This is a genomic window from Bradyrhizobium sp. BR 1432 (assembly GCF_051547705.1).
Lineage (GTDB): Bacteria > Pseudomonadota > Alphaproteobacteria > Rhizobiales > Xanthobacteraceae > Bradyrhizobium > Bradyrhizobium zhanjiangense.
Window position 1 is genome coordinate 612,903 of the sequence record NZ_JBPUGF010000004.1, and the last position, 18,533, is coordinate 631,435.

General features: G+C 63.8%; 19 protein-coding genes. 9 read left to right on the forward strand and 10 right to left on the reverse strand.

Translation table 11 applies throughout. The features are described 5' to 3' along the window. Positions 1-4: 4 nt before the first annotated feature. Both ACSKB8_RS43840 and ACSKB8_RS43845 read right to left on the reverse strand, forming a co-directional pair. Complete coding sequence (locus ACSKB8_RS43840; RefSeq protein ID WP_438111661.1) at positions 5-6,301, reverse strand: HAMP domain-containing protein; 6,297 nt, start codon at positions 6,299-6,301, stop codon at positions 5-7. Positions 6,302-6,675: 374 nt separating this feature from the next. After that, positions 6,676-7,188, reverse strand: coding sequence for a DUF4142 domain-containing protein (locus tag ACSKB8_RS43845; protein WP_438111663.1), 513 nt, complete (start codon positions 7,186-7,188; stop codon positions 6,676-6,678). A gap of 94 nt (positions 7,189-7,282) precedes the next feature. Here ACSKB8_RS43845 and ACSKB8_RS43850 point away from each other — a divergent pair, with 94 nt between their 5' ends. The 3 genes from ACSKB8_RS43850 (at position 7,283) to ACSKB8_RS43860 (ending at position 8,005) form a co-directional block, all read left to right on the forward strand. Beyond that, positions 7,283-7,477 carry a hypothetical protein gene (locus tag ACSKB8_RS43850; RefSeq protein WP_091892476.1) on the forward strand — a complete coding sequence of 65 codons (195 nt, stop codon included), beginning with the start codon at positions 7,283-7,285 and terminating at the stop codon, positions 7,475-7,477. A gap of 112 nt (positions 7,478-7,589) precedes the next feature. Further along, positions 7,590-7,721, forward strand: coding sequence for a hypothetical protein (locus tag ACSKB8_RS43855; RefSeq protein WP_283806538.1), 132 nt, complete (start codon positions 7,590-7,592; stop codon positions 7,719-7,721). 80 nt (positions 7,722-7,801) lie between these two features. After that, the gene (locus ACSKB8_RS43860) at positions 7,802-8,005 is read left to right on the forward strand and encodes a hypothetical protein (RefSeq protein WP_128935339.1); all 204 of its coding nucleotides are present in this window, start codon (positions 7,802-7,804) and stop codon (positions 8,003-8,005) included. Between the two features lie 143 nt (positions 8,006-8,148). Here ACSKB8_RS43860 and ACSKB8_RS43865 read toward each other — a convergent pair whose 3' ends face one another. The 8 genes from ACSKB8_RS43865 to ACSKB8_RS43900 form a co-directional block, all read right to left on the reverse strand. Further along, a complete protein-coding gene (locus ACSKB8_RS43865; protein WP_438111665.1) occupies positions 8,149-8,397 on the reverse strand; it encodes a hypothetical protein in 249 nt (82 codons plus the stop codon). 481 nt (positions 8,398-8,878) lie between these two features. Continuing rightward, positions 8,879-9,364 (reverse strand): hypothetical protein, encoded by a 486-nt coding sequence (locus ACSKB8_RS43870; protein ID WP_438111667.1) that lies wholly within the window; start codon positions 9,362-9,364, stop codon positions 8,879-8,881. Beyond that, positions 9,364-9,711 carry a DUF3147 family protein gene (locus ACSKB8_RS43875; protein ID WP_091892467.1) on the reverse strand — a complete coding sequence of 116 codons (348 nt, stop codon included), beginning with the start codon at positions 9,709-9,711 and terminating at the stop codon, positions 9,364-9,366. Before ACSKB8_RS43875 ends, ACSKB8_RS43870 begins: the two co-directional genes overlap by 1 nt. Further along, positions 9,708-10,295 (reverse strand): phosphatase PAP2 family protein, encoded by a 588-nt coding sequence (locus tag ACSKB8_RS43880; RefSeq protein ID WP_438111669.1) that lies wholly within the window; start codon positions 10,293-10,295, stop codon positions 9,708-9,710. The genes ACSKB8_RS43875 and ACSKB8_RS43880 overlap by 4 nt, the downstream gene beginning before the upstream one ends. Before the next feature lie 99 nt (positions 10,296-10,394). Next, complete coding sequence (locus ACSKB8_RS43885; protein ID WP_438111671.1) at positions 10,395-11,285, reverse strand: SDR family oxidoreductase; 891 nt, start codon at positions 11,283-11,285, stop codon at positions 10,395-10,397. A gap of 205 nt (positions 11,286-11,490) precedes the next feature. Further along, complete coding sequence (locus ACSKB8_RS43890; protein WP_438111673.1) at positions 11,491-12,042, reverse strand: DUF4142 domain-containing protein; 552 nt, start codon at positions 12,040-12,042, stop codon at positions 11,491-11,493. 86 nt (positions 12,043-12,128) lie between these two features. Continuing rightward, on the reverse strand, positions 12,129-12,356 hold the full coding sequence (locus ACSKB8_RS43895; RefSeq protein WP_438111675.1) for a hypothetical protein: 228 nt from the start codon (positions 12,354-12,356) through the stop codon (positions 12,129-12,131). Positions 12,357-12,373: 17 nt separating this feature from the next. After that, the gene (locus ACSKB8_RS43900) at positions 12,374-12,844 is read right to left on the reverse strand and encodes a thiamine pyrophosphate-binding protein (RefSeq protein WP_438111677.1); all 471 of its coding nucleotides are present in this window, start codon (positions 12,842-12,844) and stop codon (positions 12,374-12,376) included. Between the two features lie 156 nt (positions 12,845-13,000). On the opposite strand from ACSKB8_RS43900, the gene ACSKB8_RS43905 reads away from it, so the two are divergent. From ACSKB8_RS43905 to ACSKB8_RS43930, 6 genes are all read left to right on the forward strand, one after another. Next, complete coding sequence (locus ACSKB8_RS43905; RefSeq protein WP_438111679.1) at positions 13,001-13,375, forward strand: PRC-barrel domain-containing protein; 375 nt, start codon at positions 13,001-13,003, stop codon at positions 13,373-13,375. Positions 13,376-13,390: 15 nt separating this feature from the next. Continuing rightward, positions 13,391-13,552, forward strand: coding sequence for a hypothetical protein (locus ACSKB8_RS43910; RefSeq protein WP_165405280.1), 162 nt, complete (start codon positions 13,391-13,393; stop codon positions 13,550-13,552). A 192-nt stretch (positions 13,553-13,744) separates the two neighbouring features. After that, positions 13,745-14,899 (forward strand): HlyD family secretion protein, encoded by a 1,155-nt coding sequence (locus ACSKB8_RS43915; protein WP_438111681.1) that lies wholly within the window; start codon positions 13,745-13,747, stop codon positions 14,897-14,899. Further along, on the forward strand, positions 14,896-16,515 hold the full coding sequence (locus ACSKB8_RS43920) for a DHA2 family efflux MFS transporter permease subunit (RefSeq protein ID WP_438111682.1): 1,620 nt from the start codon (positions 14,896-14,898) through the stop codon (positions 16,513-16,515). The genes ACSKB8_RS43915 and ACSKB8_RS43920 overlap by 4 nt, the downstream gene beginning before the upstream one ends. Positions 16,516-16,611: 96 nt before the next feature. Further along, on the forward strand, positions 16,612-17,613 hold the full coding sequence (locus tag ACSKB8_RS43925; RefSeq protein ID WP_438111683.1) for an NAD(P)H-dependent flavin oxidoreductase: 1,002 nt from the start codon (positions 16,612-16,614) through the stop codon (positions 17,611-17,613). Between the two features lie 108 nt (positions 17,614-17,721). Next, positions 17,722-18,141: a hypothetical protein gene (locus ACSKB8_RS43930; RefSeq protein ID WP_438111684.1), complete on the forward strand. Its 420-nt coding sequence runs from the start codon at positions 17,722-17,724 to the stop codon at positions 18,139-18,141. Positions 18,142-18,533 lie beyond the last annotated feature (392 nt).

Sequence of the window (18,533 nt, forward strand, 5' to 3'; positions counted from 1 at the left end):
CAACTCAGCGGTGCAGCCACATGCGGATCGCAAGCAGCAATTGATCGGTGTTGACGGGTTTGGCGAGGTAGTCGGACGCGCCGGCTTCCAGGCATTTTTCACGGTCGCCCTTCATCGCCTTGGCGGTCAGCGCGATGATCGGTAGCCGCGCGAAGGCCGGGTTCTCGCGGATCACACCCATGGTCTGATAGCCATCCATCTGCGGCATCATGATGTCCATCAGCACGATGGCGATTTCCGGATTGGATTCGACCAGCGTGACCGCCTCGCTCCCGGTCGTGGCCGTCAGCACCTTCATGCCGCGTCGTTCCAGCACGCTTGACAGCGCGAATATGTTCCGGGCGTCGTCGTCGACGAGCAGGGCCGTCTTGCCGATCAGGTCCTCGTCGGAACTGTTCAGCTTCTCCAGCATGCGCTGCTTCTCGAGCGGTAGTTCCGTGATGACGCGGTGCAGGAACAGCGCAGTCTCGTCGAGCAGGCGCTCCGGCGATTCCACCCCCTTGACCACGATGCTGCGCGCCATGGTGTGGAGTTCCGCATCCTCTTCCGCCGAAAGCTCGCGGCCGGTGAACACTACGACCGGGACGTTCGACAGCGCCTCGTCGTTGCGGATCTCGTCGAGCACCTCGAAGCCGCTCATGTCGGGCAGCCGCAGGTCGAGCACCACGCAATCGCAAGGCTGCTCGCGCAGTGTCGAGAGCGCGCCGGCACCGGTATCCGTCGTCACGATCTCGATGTCGTCGTGGTGCAGCAGCTCGCGGATCGAGAGTTGCTCGGCCTCGTTGTCCTCGACGATCAGGAGTCGCTTACGCCGCGGCCGCGCATATTCCTTGATCTGCGTCAGCGCGGCGGAGACGCCTTCGGTCGTCGTCGGCTTGTTGACGAAGGAGAACGCACCGCGCGCCAACGCGTGCTGGCGGTCCTCGTCGAGCGTGATGATCTGCACGGGAATGTGGCGGGTCAGAGGATTGTGCTTGAGTTGGCTCAGCACGGTCCAGCCCAGCATGTCCGGCAGGAACACGTCGAGAGAGACGGCCGTCGGCTGGTACTGCTTGGCGAGCTCCAGCGCTTCGGCGCCGCGGGCCGCAACCAGGACCTTGAAGCCCTTGTCGCGGGCAAGATCGACGAGCACGCGCGCATAGTGCGGATCGTCCTCCACAATGAGGAGGATGGTGTCGCCGGGCTCAAGGTTGAGCCGGTCGTCGGGAAGCTGCTCGATGACGCGCTGCTGGTCGGGCGCGGCCGGCTGCAGCGCCGGCGGTTGGCTGTATTGCTGTGGCGCAGGCGCCGCGCGCGGTGCGAGCGTCGGGCCGGAATATTTCAACGGCAGGTAAAGCGTGAACGACGAGCCCTTGCCCGGCGAGCTGCTCAGGTGGATTTCGCCGCCGAGCAGGCTTGCGAGCTCGCGGCTGATCGCAAGCCCGAGGCCCGTGCCGCCATATTTGCGGCTGGTGCCGGCATCCGCCTGCTGGAACGCTTCGAAGATCAGTTTCTGCTTCTCCAGGGGAATGCCGATGCCGGTATCGGTCACTTCGAACGCGATCACGGCCGGCGCGGAGTTCAGTACCGGGTGATCCGTCCCCCAGCCGCCGACCGCGCCGGCGACCTTCAGCCGCACCTCGCCCTCAGCGGTGAACTTGAAGGCGTTGGAGAGCAGGTTCTTCAGCACCTGTTGCAGGCGCTTGGAGTCGGTGACGATGCTGCGCGGAAGGTTCGGATCGATGTCGATCTTGAACGCCAGATTGCGGTTGTCCGCCTCGTGCCGGAACGGTCGGCCGACGGTCTCGAGCAGGTTCGCGGTCAGGATTTCCTCGGCATCGACCGTCACCGTGCCGGACTCGATCTTGGAGAGATCGAGAATGTCGCTGATGAGATTGAGCAGGTCGGTGCCGGCGCCGTGGATGGTGCGGGCGAATTCAACCTGCTTGGCCGAGAGGTTGCCATCCGGATTGTCGGTGAGCTGCTGTCCGAGGATCAGGATCGAATTCAGCGGCGTACGCAGCTCGTGGCTCATATTGGCGAGGAATTCGGACTTGTACTTCGATGTCAGTGCGAGTTCGGTCGCTTTTTCCTCCAGCGCGCGGCGGGCCTGCTCGATTTCCTGGTTCTTGCGCTCGACCTCGACGTTGCGCTCGGCAAGCTGCTGCGCCTTCTGTTCAAGCTGGTCGTTGGTCTGCTGCAATTCGCGCTGCTGGGTCTGGAGCTCGCCGGCGAGCTGCTGCGACTGCTCGAGCAGGCCTTCGGTCTGCATCGTCGCCTCGATCGAGTTGAGCACGATGCCGATGGAGTCGGTGAGCTGCTCCAGGAACGTCATCTGCGACGTCGTGAACGATATCAGCGATGCAAGCTCGATCACGGCCTTGACCTGGCCCTCGAACAGCACCGGCAGCACCACGAGGTTCTTCGGTGCGACGCGGAGCAGTGCCGAGTTGATCGGCGCCACGTCGGATGGAATGTCGGCGACCAGGCGCGGTCGTTTGTCGAGGGCGCACTGGCCGATCAGGCCTTCGCCGAACTGAAGCACGCGCTGATAGGGATAGATGCCGTCGCTGGCGTAGGACGCCAGCAGCAGGAGCTGGGAATTGTCCTCGTTCTCGACCTGGTAGATCACGCCGGTATGCGCGTTCACCAGCGGCGACAATTCGGTGAGCAGCAGCCGCCCGACGGTCGTGAGATCGCGCTGGCCCTGGAGCATGTTGGTGAATTTCGCGAGGTTGGTCTTCAGCCAGTCCTGCTCCGTGTTCACGTCCGTTGTCAGACGGAGATTCGTGATCATCGTGTTGATGTTGTCTTTCAGCTCCGAGACTTCGCCGCGGGCATCGACCTGGATCGACCGCGTCAGGTCGCCTTTGGTCACGGCGGTCGCGACTTCCGCGATCGCGCGCACCTGCGAGGTCAGGTTGGCCGCGAGCAGGTTGACGTTGCCGGTGAGGTCCTTCCAGGTGCCGGCGGCGCCGGGCACGTTGGCCTGGCCGCCGAGGCGGCCCTCGACGCCGACCTCGCGCGCCACCGATGTTACCTGATCGGCGAAGGTCGCGAGCGTCTCGGTCATGTTGTTGATGGTGTCGGCGAGGGCTGCGACCTCGCCGCGCGATTTCATCGTCAGGTTCTGCTTGAGGTCGCCGTTGGCGACCGCAGTCACGACCTTGACGATGCCGCGCACCTGCTCGGTCAGGTTCGCAGCCATGAGGTTCACGGTATCGGTGAGGTCCTTCCAGGTGCCGGCAACGCCGGGCACCTGCGCCTGGCCGCCGAGCTTGCCTTCCGTGCCGACCTCGCGCGCCACGCGCGTGACTTCGCCGGCGAAGGCGTTGAGCTGGTCCACCATGGTGTTGATGGTGTTCTTCAGCTCCAGGATTTCGCCCTTCACGTCGACGGTGATCTTGCGCGAGAGGTCGCCGCGCGCGACCGCCGTGGTGACTTCGGCGATGTTGCGGACCTGCGTGGTGAGGTTCGCGGCGAGCAGGTTGACGTTGTCGGTGAGGTCCTTCCAGGTGCCGCCGACGCCGGGCACGACGGCCTGACCGCCGAGCCGGCCCTCGGTGCCGACCTCGCGCGCCACGCGCGTGACTTCGGCGGCGAAGGAGCGGAGCTGCTCGACCATGGTGTTCAGCGTGTCCTTCAAGAGAAGGATTTCGCCGCGCACGTCCACCGTGATCTTCTTCGAGAGGTCGCCGCCGGCGATCGCGGTCGCGACCTCGGCGATGTTGCGGACCTGGGCCGTCAGGTTGGAGGCCATGAAGTTGACGTTGTCGGTGAGGTCTTTCCAGGTGCCGGCGACGCCGGGCACTTCGGCCTGACCGCCGAGCTTGCCTTCGGTGCCGACCTCGCGGGCGACGCGCGTGACTTCGCCGGCAAAGCCATTGAGCTGATCCACCATGGTGTTGATGGTGTTCTTCAGCTCGAGGATTTCGCCCTTTACGTCCACCGTGATCTTGCGGGACAAGTCGCCACGCGCGACGGCGGTGGTGACTTCGGCGATGTTGCGGACCTGGGCGGTGAGGTTGCCCGCCATCGAGTTCACGCTGTCGGTGAGGTCCTTCCAGGTGCCGGCCACGCCGGGCACGTTGGCTTGACCACCGAGGCGGCCTTCGGTGCCGACCTCGCGCGCGACGCGCGTCACCTCGCCCGCAAAGCGGTTGAGCTGGTCGACCATCGTGTTCAGGGTGTCCTTGAGCTGGAGAATCTCGCCGCGCACATCGACGGTGATCTTGCGCGAGAGGTCGCCGCCGGCGATCGCGGTCGCGACTTCGGCAATGTTGCGCACCTGGGCGGTCAAATTGCCCGCCATCGAGTTCACCGAATCGGTCAGATCCTTCCAGGTGCCGGCGACGCCGGGCACGCCGGCCTGGCCGCCGAGCTTGCCGTCGGTGCCGACCTCGCGCGCCACGCGCGTCACCTCGCCGGCGAAGGCATTGAGCTGGTCCACCATGGTATTGAGCGTTTCCTTCAACTGAAGGATTTCGCCCGAGACGTTCACCGTGATCTTCTTCGACAAATCGCCCTTCGCCACCGCGGTCGCGACTTCGGCGATGTTGCGGACCTGTCCGGTCAGGTTCGAGGCCATCGAATTGACGCTGTCGGTGAGGTCCTTCCAGGTGCCGCCGACGCCGCGCACGACGGCCTGGCCGCCCAGCTTGCCTTCGGTGCCGACCTCGCGCGCCACACGCGTGACTTCACCGGCGAAGGCGTTGAGCTGGTCCACCATGGTGTTGATGGTGTCCTTCAGCTCCAGGATCTCGCCGCGCACGTCCACGGTGATCTTCTTCGACAGGTCGCCGCCGGCGACCGCCGTCGTCACCTCCGCGATGTTGCGGACCTGCGCAGTCAGGTTCGAGGCCATCGAGTTGACGCTCTCGGTCAGGTCCTTCCAGGTGCCGGCGACGCCGAGCACGTTGGCCTGACCGCCGAGCCGCCCCTCGGTGCCGACTTCGCGGGCGACGCGCGTCACTTCGCCGGCGAAGGCGTTGAGCTGGTCGACCATGGTGTTGAGCGTCTCCTTCAGCTGAAGGATCTCGCCCGAGACGTTGACGGTGATCTTCTTCGAGAGGTCGCCGCTGGCGATCGCAGTGGCGACGTCGGCGATGTTGCGGACCTGCGCGGTCAGGTTCGACGCCATGAAGTTGACGTTGTCGGTGAGGTCCTTCCAGGTGCCGGCGACGCCGGGCACCTGGGCCTGGCCGCCGAGCTTGCCTTCGGTGCCGACCTCGCGCGCGACGCGCGTCACTTCCGAAGCGAACGAGTTGAGCTGGTCCACCATGGTGTTGATGGTGTCCTTCAGCTCCAGAATCTCGCCGCGCACGTCCACGGTGATCTTGCGCGAGAGGTCGCCGCGCGCCACGGCGGTGGTCACGTTGGCGATGTTGCGCACCTGTGCGGTCAGGTTGCCGCACATCGCGTTGACGCTGTCGGTGAGGTCCTTCCAGGTGCCGGCGACGCCGGGCACGATCGCCTGGCCGCCGAGCTTGCCGTCGGTGCCGACCTCACGCGCCACGCGCGTCACTTCGGAGGCGAAGGAGCGGAGCTGGTCGACCATCGTGTTGATGGCTTCCTTGAGCTGGAGGATCTCGCCGCGGACGTCGACGGTGATCTTCTTCGACAGGTCGCCATTGGCGACCGCGATCGTCACCTCGGCGATGTTGCGAACCTGGTTGGTCAGGTTGTTCGCCATCGAGTTGACGCTCTCGGTGAGGTCCTTCCAGACGCCGGTCACCTCAGGCACCTGGGCCTGGCCGCCGAGCTTACCTTCGGTGCCGACCTCGCGCGCCACGCGCGTCACCTCGGAGGTGAACACGCCGAGCTGCTTGATCATGGTGTTGACGATGGTCGCCGATTGCAAAAACTCGCCGCGCAGGGGGCGGCCGTCGACGTCGAGCTTGACGGTCTGGAGCAGGTCGCCTTGCGCCACCGCCGCGACTGCACGCGTCACTTCGCGGGTCGGCCACAACAGGTCGTCGATCAGCGTGTTGACGGACCCTTCCATGTCGGCCCATGAGCCCGAAGCGAGGCCGAACTTCACGCGCTGGCGGGTCTTGCCCTCGCGGCCAACCACCTGGCCGACCAGCTCGAGCTGCTGCGCCATGCGCTGGTTGGCCGCGATGATTTCGTTAAAAGTGTCGGCGATCTTGCCGTCGATGCCGAGATAGTCGCCACTCATCCGCACGGAGAAATCGCCGCTGCGCATCGCCTGCAAGGCAAGCAGCAATTCCGCCCGGGAATCCTGCTCCGACGTACCGTTGGGCTTTGGCTTTGGGACGCGGCGACCGGAGCGTGATGCAGTGCCGGGATCGAGGTCGCTCATACTGATTCCCCCGCAGGCGTCGGCCGAATCCCAGGCAAGACGCGTTTGGTCAAAATAGAGCGTCAGCCAAATTCGAAATCAAGCGCCAAGGTTGCGGCGCAGGGAAATGGAACCTGCTTTGCTCAGCCCGGTTGTACTAACCGCAAACAATCGGACTGGTTCCACGCAAGTTCCAAAGAATTTGGCCTCGGGCCACGCCTCGCGCGGATCCGTCCACCACGGGAACGGCGACCCGATCGAACCCGAGCGGCAGCGGCACCTCGACCTCGGGCGGCAAGGATGACAATGGCGATGCAGGCCGGGACAGAATGCCTGAGAGCGACCGGACCGTGCGGCCGCAGAGTCAGCAGCATCATCCGAATGACAAGTAAAGGCTACTTGTCCGCCATGGTGCGCTCGGCAGCCTTGACCTGCGCCCGCAGCATCGGGAGCTGCTCGCGCGCGAACGCTGCAAGCGCAGCATTGTCGGGCGCCTTCAGGTAGCGTTCAAGCAGGTTGATGGCCGCGTCATATTCGGGAATCTGCGAGGCATAAAAGCTTCTGACGTAAGTCGGTCCGTCCGAAGTTTCGGGTTCGATGAGGCTCGCGCTTGCCGACGTCGCCTTGTTGACGTGCGGCTCCGCACCGATCGTCTCTTGAATTCGTTTCAGCGCCTTGTCGCGCTTGGCCGCTTCTTCGGCCCGCAGCGCGGCGAGATTCTTGACCTCCGTGTTGCCCTTCAGGTCGGTGCTCTCCAGCAGACCCTGTTGGAAGCGACTGAAGGCGTAGAGGCCGCCGATGACGTCGGTTGCGCTCGGCATGCGGTCGCCAAGGTTTCGCTCGCCAGTACTGTCGGCAGGCGCCGCAGTGCTGATGAACACCAGGACTATGGCGACGAGAACTCGCATCGATATCAATGACGGATGACGTGCGAAGTTCCCCGAACGTTACGATCCGGTAAGGGCATTGCGACCCGAGAGTTCCGTCCCCACGTCTTCCGGCATGAAACAGTCTGACATTTTCAGAGATAACGCCGACAACTGTCTTCAGCTCGCCGAGCGCGCGGAAGGGAAGCCCGCTTACAGGCGCTATTCGCGCATGGCGGACGCCTGGACGGCGCTTGCGACGGAACAGGATTGGCTCGATGGAGAAATCCCGCCCGTGACGATCCATATCCCTCAAAAACAGGACAGATAGTCGTCCTCGTGAGGCCGTGTGTGAGACCGCGCACGGAATGCAAGAGACCAATCCAGGATCATCCGTGAACAGTCGATCGCGTTGATTTTCGATTCCAGAAGGAGGTTTCGCCATGACTCCACGTCTGGCTCTTCTTTCACTGATTCTCGCTTTTGGCGTTTCGGTCGCCTTCGCGACGGTAACGACGGTGCGGCAGGTGCATCTGGAAAATGCATCGGCTGCGGTCCACGCGGCACACAGCTAGCGTCGGGGTTCTCTCGCCCGGAACAATCGACGTGCCAGCGCGTAACCGCTGCGAAACATCAAGAGAGGCGAGAGCAGATCATGGCCCATTCCGATCACGGCATCGTCAAGGACAAGCGGGCGGAGGAGCAGCCGCGCGACAAGCGGCGTGCGCAGTCCGTGCACAAGACGGATCCCAAAGGTTCGCCGTCGCGGGAGGCGACACGCGATCCCAAGCTGAGCGATGATAGTAAGACGCCAGGCTCCGGCGCGATGCCGGACGGTTCGAGCGACGCTACGGGTTAGCGCTTTACGAGGAACGAATTCCCGCGCGAAGAGTTCGACGGGTTGCTTCCGGTTGTCATGCCCCCGGTGCGCCGGAAGCAATCTCCAAGGACGGCCCTGGCACCCCCCGTGCCGGGTCGTTTGTTTTTGGACCGTCCTATGGATTAGTTCTCGGTCCCGTCGTCGGGATCGCCCTGAGTATGTCCGTCAGGTCCGCGGCCAAAGACCCCGAAGCTGCTCGACTTCACGCCGGCTGCCGCATCGACGCCCACGGCGGCGAGCCCGAACTTGAGGAGTTCGCGGACAGCTGCCGCCCGTGTCGGCATGCGATGCTTGAACCGGAAATCATCGATGGCGGCCAATTCTTCCGGCGAGAGCATAACCTGAAGGCGCTCGGCGCGAAGGTCGTTCATGGTCGAACACGCAAATTGAGCAAGTTGAGTATTTTACTCAATCGACGAATTTGGCGGGAGTTCCACAAGAGTTGAAATAATCACCAAATGACTAAGAATAGCAAGTAAAATCAATAAGTTAATATTGAAACCAGTCGTGCGCTGGCGCATTTCCCCCTGCGAAGGGAGAGAGGCGATGACAGACGACGTCAAGTTGCCCCGCAAGCTTTCCGAAGAGGCAGAAGCATCGAAGCCAGTGCGCCCCAGCCATCAGAAGGTGATCGAGGAGGTGGAGCGCTGGTGAACAGCCCAGGCCTGCAGCCACCAAGGACGGAAAATGCGAAGACGCTCTGAACCACACACATTTGAGCAACGGCTCGAGGCGCAGAGGCTGCGGCTCGAGCGCGAGATGGCGAGGCTGCCGGACGGGCAGCAACGCGATTGCGTTGTTGCGCGTCTCGAACAGCTTCAGATTGCCGCCGAGATGTACGATTTCCTGATGCTACGGCAAGAAACTCCAACCCCTCGCTGATCGCGCCCCGCGTTCGGGCTGCCGGCGGCCCGAGGTGACGCGAAGCTTGCGCCTCAGCCACCACGCCGACACGGACACCATGGCCCAGGCCAGGATGGCGGCGGCGAATGCCCCGGTGATGCTCGCCGGCACCACGGCGTAGAAGACCGCTGCGAATGCTGCGAGGCCAATACTTCCGAGGCCGGCGCCCGCCGCGTCCAACGCTGCAGCCTGCTGCCCGCGTCTTCGCCCGCTGAGGCTGGCTTTTTCCTTGGCGCGGCGTTCATGGCGCTCGATCAACGTCGCGCTGGCGCAGAGGATGGCGGGAAGCGCGAGAAAGAGGCCGCCGATGGCAACGCCAAAATGGCTGCCGATCAGGCCCGCCGCTACCGTCGCAAGGCCGCCCAGCACGAAACGCACCGCGTATTCATACCAATGCGTCTGCTTCAGCGCGGATGATGACAGCTTGACCAGCATCAGGCGGCGCCTCCGAACCCGGCAAGCAAGCCGAAGGCGACCACGAGCCAAACCGCAAATGCGAGGATGGTGGCCGGCAGCGTCGCGAGACGAAATCTCATCAGGAGGTGGCAGACGGCGAGGCTGTAGCAGCCGAGGGCGACCGCGCCGTAGATCATGGTCCAGCTGTCGGCCGCGGCATATTGCGGGCCGTGCTGAACGACTGCGATGCCAAGCGTGGCGAGTGCGACCGACGGCGCCGCACCGAGAAGCCCGGCAAAGCTCTTCGGCCGCAGCATGTCGCCGACGATCGCGAACACGGAGACGATCAGGCCGCCGGCGACGAAGCGCACGAGATATTCCGTCATGGCCGTACCCGCGAGGCTGGAGGCCGCTGCTGCCGTGACTTTGCCAGTGTGAACGGCCTGAATAATCGCTCGACGACGACGCCAAGGGTGAAGCCCGCCACCACGTCGCTGGCCCAATGTGCAAGCACCACGACGCGCGTCAACGACAAGGCCACGGCAAGGCAGCGCACCAAGCGGCGCGGGACCGGCGGCAACAGGCCGGCGGCCGAGGCGAGGGCGCCCATGTGCACGGCGTGACCTGAGGGAAACGCATCGCGCGGGCGCCCCGAATAGGGAATCCCGCGCCGGTGGCCGCTAACCGTCAGCCGGTCCGGCCTCGTCTGATCAAACAAGGATTTCAGCGCATGCGGCAGCACGGGCGTCGCCAGCGATACCATCAGTAAGTGATCGGCGATGCGACGCTTCTGTGGTTGCTGTAGCCGGGTGTAGAGCCATCCTGCCGTGGCGAGCGCGACGAGCACATGCTCGTCGGCACCCCAGGTCAATGTCTGGGCGACATGCTCGAGCCCCGAAGTGGTGTTGTGCGCGATCTCGTTCGCGATCGCCGCGTCGATCCGGGTGGGTTTGATTGCTACGAGCGCCATCGGTCCGCCGGCGAGAAGTCCTCCATGTCAGTTTTGTAAAACTCGGAGACAAAGAATGTTCCTGTTTCAATCGCGTGGTATCAGCCGGCGGCGCCGCGACTATGGCTGTCCGGCTCCGCCGGCGGAGCCGTACACTTGCCCAGTCGCATAGCTTGCGTCAGCCGCTGCAAGCTGCACGTAGATCGATGCCAGCTCGACCGGCTGGCCGGGACGACCGAGCGGTGTCATGCCGCCGAACTTTTCCAGCTTCTCCATCGTGGCGCCGCCGGAGACCTGGAGCGGCGTCCAGATCGGTCCGGGCGCGACGCCATTGACGCGGATGCCCTTGGAGGCGAGCTGCTTGGCCAGCGACTTCACATAGTTCATCGTCGCCGCCTTGGTCTGCGCATAATCATAGAGATCCGGCGAGGGATCGTAAGCCTGCTCGGAGGTCGTGCCGATGATGCAGGACCCCGGCTTGAGATGCGGCAGCGCTGCCTTGATGATCCAGAACGGCGCGTAGACGTTCGTCTTCATGGTGGCGTCGAAATCCTCCGACGAGACGTCGAGGATGGAGGCGCGCGTCTGCTGCCGCGCTGCGTTGTTGACGATGATGTCGAGCCCGCCGAGGCCTTGCACGGCCTGCTCGACCAGCTGCTTGCAGAAGGCCTCGTCGTTGAGGTCGCCGGGGATCGCGAGTCCGATGCGCCCTTCCTTCCTGATCAGCGCGATCACTTCCTGCGCATCGGGCTCTTCCGCCGGCAGATAGTTGATGGCGACATCGGCGCCTTCGCGCGCATAGGCGATCGCGGCGGCGCGGCCCATGCCGGAATCGCCGCCGGTGATCAATGCCTTGCGGCCGGCGAGCCGGCCGGAGCCCTTGTAGCTGGTCTCGCCATGATCCGGCCGCGGCTCCATCTTGCCCGCAAGGCCCGGCCAGGGCTGTGCCTGCTTCTTGAACGGCGGCTTCGGATAGCGGCTGACGGGATTGATCAGGTCGTGCTCAGCCATGGACGTATCTCCTTTAGCCGTCGAGGCGGCCAGCGAAGCCGCCGCGAACGTTGACTCGCGGCGTGGACGACGTGCCGGCGGGATATCGAGGTCTTGTCTTGCTGCGCCATGAGGATCTCCGCGATTCTGTGATCCAACGTGCGGAGAAGGGCATCGTTGCTGAGACGAGGAGGACGCCGGCAGAGTCGGCGTCCCCGGTCGAGACCTACTTGGACTGACCGACGCTCGGCGCCTTACCGAGCTCCTTGGCCATGTCGAGATGGTGCTTGAGCGCTGGCAGCGTCTTGCCGGCCCAATCCTTCAGCGCGGCATTATCGCCGCCCTTGGCATAGCGGTCGAACAGGGAGACGGCGTCCTGATGGGCGCTGACCTGGTAGGAATTGTAGTCCGAGCTGAAGTCCTTGCCGGTCGCACTCTTGAGCTTGTCGAGCTTGCTTTGGTGCGAGCTGTCGAGCGCCGTCGGCGGCGTCGCCTGCACCTTGCCGTTGCCGACCAGTCCCTTCAGCTCGCCGCTGGTCTTGGTGTGATCGGACACCATCTGCTGGGCGAAGGATTTCTCCTGCGCATTGCCCTTCTGCTCGGCGAGCTTGCTCGACTCGATCTCGAACATGTCGCTGATGGCGACCTCCTTGACGAAGTCGGCGGTCGTTGGCGCGACGCCGAGCGCCGAATTGACGCCGGTCTTCTCGCCCAGCGATTGGGCCAATGCGGGGCCTGCCAGAAGCACACAAGCAACGGCGACGATGGTTCGCTTCATGGTCCGATCCCTCCAATTGGTCGCGGCCACTTGCCGCGCCATGTTGCGCCGATCAACACGCCGCAAGGACTGAGGTTCCTAACGGACTAGTCCGTGGGATTGCGCCCCGTGCGCGGATTGATGGGATCGGTCGGCTTGCGTCGAAGCCGCTCGGGCAGAAACGCCTCGGCTGGCGCGGCGGTGGCGTCGGCGCGCACGTCGGCATGACGCTGCGCCCGCTCATGCGGCGTCCGGTTGTCGTTGAAATGCCACTTCACGTCGACGCCGTCGACGGGGTCGTTGACGCCGTGCTGGATGTCGCGGAAGTCACTCATGGTTCACCTCATTGCTTTCAGGGCCGAATCGATTCGAGCACCTGCCGCGCAGCTCCCTTGATCATCCCGCTCTCGTTCGGATCGCCCTTCATCAGGGCGAGCGAGAAGTTCTTCGCCTGCTGCAAGGTGATGTGCGGCGGCAGCGGCGGCACCTCGGGATCGGTTTTCACTTCCAGCACGACAGGCATATCGCTCGCCAGCGCCTGCTCCCAGGTGACCTGGTTGAGGTCTTCATTGTTGAAGACGCAGACGATGAAGCGCGGGTCCCGCCACGAGCGCCAGTATTTCGTGGCCGTGATCAGCTCGGCCATGTTGTTCATGAATGCCGCCATCTCCTCGTGCCGCGCCTGCACGAAATTCATCTTGCCTTCGGCCCGGTTGATTGCGCCGAGCACGCCGTTGATGCCGTCTCCGGGATAACCGAAGATGTGGCGCGCGCCCCATTGATGCAGGCGCTGAACGATGAAGTCGGAGACGGTCTGAGACATTGCGCGTGGCTCTCCAGGTTCGAACCCAATTAGCCTCAGAACCTGTTGTTTACGGTGATGTTCCTTGGCGCTGTTCCTTGGCGCTTGCGGAACACGCGCCGGAACGATCGCTGACCCCTCGCGGTTGATTCACGGATGGCTGAGTGGAGAATTACGATGCTGAATCAGGGCGAACTTGACCGAAATGAGATGGGCCGCCTGATCGGGAGCGACAAGGTCGAGGGAACATCGGTCTATGGGGCCGATCGAAACAAGATCGGTTCGATTGAACGTGTGATGATCGACAAGATCAGTGGCAAGGTCTCTTACGCAGTGCTTGGCTTCGGCGGATTTCTCGGCCTCGGCAATGACCACTATCCATTGCCTTGGCAGTCGCTGAAATACGACACCGAGCTTGGCGGCTATGTTACCGCGATTACCGCGAAGGATCTGGAAGGCGCTCCAAAATACGGCGAAAAGACCGAGTGGAACTGGGGCGATGACGCTGCTGTACGCGGTATCAATGCCTATTACGGCGTCCCCTTCGTGTAGCAAAAGGACGATGCGATGAGCAAGGAACGACCCACCGACGATCCCCGGGATCGGAACGACTGGGGCTCGCACAGACAGACGGACAAGCCCTGGAAGGGCAATCCAGAGAAAGAACAGGTCTCGGACAAAGAGGTAAAGCCCGACCTCGAGAAGTGGCACGAGACCAAGACGCACTAGCGGTGCGTACTTTCCCGTAAGACCATCGAAGCGTGGCGCGCCGGCGCCGCGCTTTTTTTGAGCACCGCGTTCACGAATGGCAGCGGCGTTCCAGCAAGACGGAACCATGCTTCCGCGCTGTGGTTGGGCTCCCGGCGCGCGAGCTCGGCTCAATCGGCTCGCGGCCGGTAGTCCCGAGAAAAGGTGTTCAGCGTGGATGCTCAAACCCGGGAGCGTGGGCCGTCCGCGGAGCAGCCGCAGAGGGCGAAGGAAGCTCCGACCACGAATCCTGATCAAGCCCGCGACGTCAAAGACCAGTCGGACAAGCCGGCGCCGCCGTTGCGCGCGCGGCTTCGCGAGCATTGGCTGCTCGCAACTGGCGGCGCCATTGTGCTGATCGCGGCGCTTGTCGGCGGTCTGCTTTATTGGCTCGAGATCCGCCATTACGAATCCACCGACGACGCTTTCGTCGCCGCGCGCAGCTTTTCCGTGGCGTCGAAGGTGGGTGGCTACGTGACTGACGTTCCGGTCACGGATAACCAGCACGTCAATGCAGGAGATCTGCTCGCCAAGATCGACGAGCGCGACTATCGGATCGCGGCCGACCAGGCCAACGCGCAGGTCGCGGTCTCCAAGGCTAACATCGACAATGTCGAGGCGCAGATCGTTTCGCAGGAGGAGCAGATCAAGCAGGCCCAGGCTCAGCTCGAGCAGGCGCAAGCCCAGCTTCAGTTCTCGCAGGAAGAATTTGCGCGGGCGCAGGATCTGGTCGAGAAGGGCGCCGGCACCGTGCAGCGCCAGCAGCAGACCCGTTCCGATCTTCAAGCCCAGCAAGCCAACACGGAGCGCGCGAGGACGGCAGTCACGGCGGCACAACTCGGCATCAAATCGCTGCAAGCGCAGCGCGAAGGCGCCAAGGCGCAGCTGGAGCAATCGCAGACGCAGCTCGATCAGGCCAAGCTGAACCTGCAATATACCAGCGTCGTTGCTGCGCAGTCCGGCCGCGTCGTCAAGCTGAGCGGCGCCAAGGGCACATTCGTCACCGCCGGCCAGAGCCTGATGATGTTCGTGCCCGACGAGGTCTGGATCGTCGCCAACTACAAGGAGACGCAGCTCAACGACATGCGTCCGGGCCAGCCGGTGGAGATCCGCATCGATGCCTATCCCGGCCGCAAGCTGACCGGCCACGTCGATTCGGTGCAGCCGGGCTCGGGCACCGCGTTCAGCCTGCTGCCGGCGGAGAATGCCACCGGCAACTACGTCAAGGTGGTACAGCGCGTGCCGGTGAAGATCGTGGTCGACAATTGGCCGCCCGATCTGCCTGTTGGTCCCGGCATGTCGGTCGTGCCCTGGACCAGGGTGCGATGACGGACGTCACGCAAGGCGGCGCGTCCGCCGGCGGCTGGTCGCCGGAGCGTTCGGCGGCGGGTGGGCACAATCCCTATCTGATCGCCTTCGTGGTCTCGATCGCGACCTTCATGGAGGTGCTCGACACCACCATCGCCAACGTCGCGTTGCGCCACATCGCCGGCGGGCTCGCGGTCGGCATCGACGAGAGTACCTACGTCATCACCAGCTATCTCGTCGCCAACGCCGTCGTGCTGTCGATCTCGGGCTGGCTGTCGACCGTGATCGGCCGCAAGCGCTTCTACATGATGTGCGTCGCGACGTTCTCGATCGCGTCGCTCCTGTGCGGCTCCGCCTGGAATTTGCAGTCGCTGGTCTTGTTCCGGATCTTGCAGGGCCTCGGTGGCGGCGGCATGGCAACCAGCGAGCAGGCGATCCTCGCCGACTCCTTCCCACCGCATAAGCGCGGCCAGGCCTTTGCCATCTACGGCGTCGCCGTCGTGGTCGCGCCGGTGATCGGCCCGACGCTCGGCGGCTGGATTACCGATACGTATACCTGGCACTGGGTGTTCCTGATCAACGTTCCCATGGGATTGCTGTCGTTGTTCCTGGTCGGCACGCTGGTCAAGGAGCCGTCGGGCGCGGAGGAGGAGAGGGAGAAGCTGCTCAGCAAGGGTCTGCGCGTCGACTATGTCGGTTTCGCCCTCGTCGCGATCGGGCTCGGCTCGCTCGAATTCGTGCTCGACGAAGGCCAGCGCAATGACTGGTTCGGATCGAACATGATCGTCGTCTTCGCGGTGCTCGCGGCCGTCTCGCTGCTCGCGCTGATTCCGTGGGAGCTGACGCGGGAGGAGCCCATCGTCGACCTTCGCCTGCTTGGCCGGCGCCAGTTCGGTGCCTGCTTCCTCGTCATGCTCGGCACCGGCGCGGTGCTGATCTCGACGACGCAGCTCCTGCCGCAACTGCTCCAGACCGAGCTGAACTACACGGCCATGCTGGCCGGTCTCGCGCTGTCGCCCGGCGGCGTCGCGACGCTGGTGCTGATGCCGGTGGTGGGCCGCCTCGTCGGCATCGTGCAGCCGAAATATCTCATCATGTTTGGCGCCGCCATCGCCGCGTTCTCGATGTGGCATCTCACCGGGCTGACCGGAGACATCACCTACGGCTACGCTGCGCTGTCGCGCATCTTCCTCGCGCTCGGTCTTCCTTTCCTGTTCCTGCCGGTGACGACCGCCTCCTATGACGGCATCGCGCCGGACAAGACCAATCAAGCCTCGGCGCTGATCAACGTCGCCCGCAATATCGGCGGCTCCATGGGGGTCGCGCTGGCGCAGACCATTCTGGCGCAGCGCCAGCAATTCCACCAGAGCCGCCTGATCGAGCATGCCGCGCCGTCCGATCTCGGTTACCAGCAGACCATCGAGGCGATGACGCGCTACTTCCAGGCGCAGGGCTCCAGTGCAAGCGATGCCGCGTCGCAGGCGGTCGCGTGGGTCGGCAAGACCTTGCAGCAGCAGGTCGACTTCCTCGCCTATATCGACGTGTTCTGGACGCTCGCCATCGTCGCGATACTGATGATTCCCACCGCAGCCGTGCTGCGCCGGATCGATTTGAGCGCGCCGGCGCGGGGGCACTGACGCGCCCTCCGTCCATCAGAGAGAAATGGTGACCGCGGCACGAGACTGCGGCTAGACTGAACCTGACATCAGGCAAAATTCCGGGAGGAGAACTAAGTGAAGACCGCGATCACCGAACTGTTCGGCATCGAGCACCCGATCATCCAGGGCGGCATGCATTTCGTCGGCTTTGCCGAGCTGGCTGCCGCCGTCTCCAATGCCGGCGGGCTTGGCATCATCACCGGGCTCACGCAGAAGACGCCCGAGCTGCTGGCCAAGGAGATCGCGCGCTGCCGCGACATGACCGACAAGCCGTTCGGTGTGAATCTCACCTTCCTGCCGACCTTCTCGGCGCCGCCTTATCCGGAATACATCGCGGCCATCGTCGAAGGTGGCATCAAGGCGGTTGAGACTGCGGGTCGGAGCCCGGAGGCGTACATGCCGGCGCTGAAGGCCGCCGGCATCAAGGTCATCCATAAGTGCACTTCAGTCCGCCACTCCCTGAAAGCGGAGCGGATTGGCTGCGACGCCGTCAGCGTCGACGGGTTTGAATGTGGCGGCCATCCCGGCGAGGACGACATTCCCAACATGATCCTGCTGCCGCGCGCTGCGGAAGAATTGAAGATCCCGTTCGTCGCCTCCGGCGGCATGGCCGACGGGCGCAGCCTCGTCGCGGCGTTGTCGCTGGGCGCAGCCGGCATGAACATGGGCACGCGCTTCATCGCCACCAAGGAAGCGCCGGTGCATCAGAACGTCAAGAATGCGCTGGTCGCCGCCACCGAGCTCGACACCCGCCTGATCATGCGGGCGCTACGCAATACCGAGCGCGTCCTGAAGAACGCCAATGTCGACCGTCTGCTCGAGATCGAACGCGAGAAGGGCGCCAAGCTCGCGATCGACGACATTCACGACCAGGTCGCTGGTGTGTATCCCAGGATCATGCTGGATGGTCAGATGGACGCGGGCGCCTGGAGCTGCGGCATGGTCGCAGGCCTCATCCACGACATTCCCTCCTGCAAGGAACTTGTCGACCGCATCATGAGCGAGGCGGAAACCATCATCCGCAGCCGCCTGATCGGGTTCCTGGATGGGACAGGGACGACGCGAAAGGTCGCCTGACATCGCCAAACTTCTTAACCACGGCGGCAATTGGCCGCTGGAATTGCGCGCGACGCCTCCTAAATACGGGTAAATTGCCCCTTTCATAATCGATTTCAGGAGGCGTCCGTGGTCCTGAAAAGCGTTCCCTTTGCAATTGCCGTGGCCCTCGTGCTCGCAGGGGCGGGCATCGCGCGCGCTGACGACTACAAGCCTGACGAATATCTCAGTCTCGATCTGTCCAAGGCCGTGCTGTCGCCGAAGCGGCTCGGCCCGGAGACGAAATTCGCGCCGGTCGCTTTGGAGGCACGCGGCGGCAACGAGGCGCAGGCGCGTGCCGAGCCGATCGACGTGCCAAAGAAGGTCGCCGCTGAACGCGTGCACGTGGCCGAGCCCAAGGTCGGCCACGCCCGGAGCGCCCAGCCGCGCGGTGCGGCGCGCACCAAACTCTCACGTCGTCACGGCAATCCGCTGGAAGCGCAGGCAAGGGACACGCGCATCCAGACGTGGCCGTGCCGCTCCGGCGGCATCTGCAACTGGAAGCGCTAGAGCAGTCTGGTCTTCGTCGCGATTTTGGCACAAGATCACAAGCGGTTGGCGCGAACTAGCGAAACACACTTGGCCGCCTTTGCTAAATGTGTACGGTCCAGTTTTGACCGGCCACAGCCATCGGCTTTGTCCGGGCGACTTACTGACGTCTAGCGCGTTTGCTCCACGTTGCTAGTGCTCCAGGACGATCACGTCGCGCCCGGAGCCAGACATGGGCTATGATATTGGTGGTTAATCTGGACAATCCGAATCATTGGGAGTGGCGCGCGAAATACCACAACGTCTAATTGACCTGTTTCGTCCTCCTTGCTCTGGGATAGAGCTTTCCGATTATGCAGCTATCGCTATTTGCGACCATACCACCGAGGTTGAGTTAGATGATTGACGAGCCG

Bases quoted from the DNA above. Each gene is read 5' to 3' on its own strand.
- ACSKB8_RS43860 (WP_128935339.1), top strand. From the start codon at position 7,802: ATGGCCCATTCCGATCACGGCATCGTCAAGGACAAGCGGGCGGAGGAG.
- ACSKB8_RS43855 (WP_283806538.1), top strand. From the start codon at position 7,590: ATGACTCCACGTCTGGCTCTTCTTTCACTGATTCTCGCTTTTGGCGTT.
- ACSKB8_RS43840 (WP_438111661.1), bottom strand. From the start codon at position 6,301: ATGAGCGACCTCGATCCCGGCACTGCATCACGCTCCGGTCGCCGCGTC.
- ACSKB8_RS43845 (WP_438111663.1), bottom strand. From the start codon at position 7,188: ATGCGAGTTCTCGTCGCCATAGTCCTGGTGTTCATCAGCACTGCGGCG.
- ACSKB8_RS43870 (WP_438111667.1), bottom strand. From the start codon at position 9,364: ATGCTGGTCAAGCTGTCATCATCCGCGCTGAAGCAGACGCATTGGTAT.
- ACSKB8_RS43895 (WP_438111675.1), bottom strand. From the start codon at position 12,356: ATGAGTGACTTCCGCGACATCCAGCACGGCGTCAACGACCCCGTCGAC.
- ACSKB8_RS43865 (WP_438111665.1), bottom strand. From the start codon at position 8,397: ATGAACGACCTTCGCGCCGAGCGCCTTCAGGTTATGCTCTCGCCGGAA.
- ACSKB8_RS43920 (WP_438111682.1), top strand. From the start codon at position 14,896: ATGACGGACGTCACGCAAGGCGGCGCGTCCGCCGGCGGCTGGTCGCCG.
- ACSKB8_RS43910 (WP_165405280.1), top strand. From the start codon at position 13,391: ATGAGCAAGGAACGACCCACCGACGATCCCCGGGATCGGAACGACTGG.
- ACSKB8_RS43890 (WP_438111673.1), bottom strand. From the start codon at position 12,042: ATGAAGCGAACCATCGTCGCCGTTGCTTGTGTGCTTCTGGCAGGCCCC.
- ACSKB8_RS43875 (WP_091892467.1), bottom strand. From the start codon at position 9,711: ATGACGGAATATCTCGTGCGCTTCGTCGCCGGCGGCCTGATCGTCTCC.
- ACSKB8_RS43905 (WP_438111679.1), top strand. From the start codon at position 13,001: ATGCTGAATCAGGGCGAACTTGACCGAAATGAGATGGGCCGCCTGATC.
- ACSKB8_RS43900 (WP_438111677.1), bottom strand. From the start codon at position 12,844: ATGTCTCAGACCGTCTCCGACTTCATCGTTCAGCGCCTGCATCAATGG.
- ACSKB8_RS43850 (WP_091892476.1), top strand. From the start codon at position 7,283: ATGAAACAGTCTGACATTTTCAGAGATAACGCCGACAACTGTCTTCAG.
- ACSKB8_RS43885 (WP_438111671.1), bottom strand. From the start codon at position 11,285: ATGGCTGAGCACGACCTGATCAATCCCGTCAGCCGCTATCCGAAGCCG.
- ACSKB8_RS43880 (WP_438111669.1), bottom strand. From the start codon at position 10,295: ATGGCGCTCGTAGCAATCAAACCCACCCGGATCGACGCGGCGATCGCG.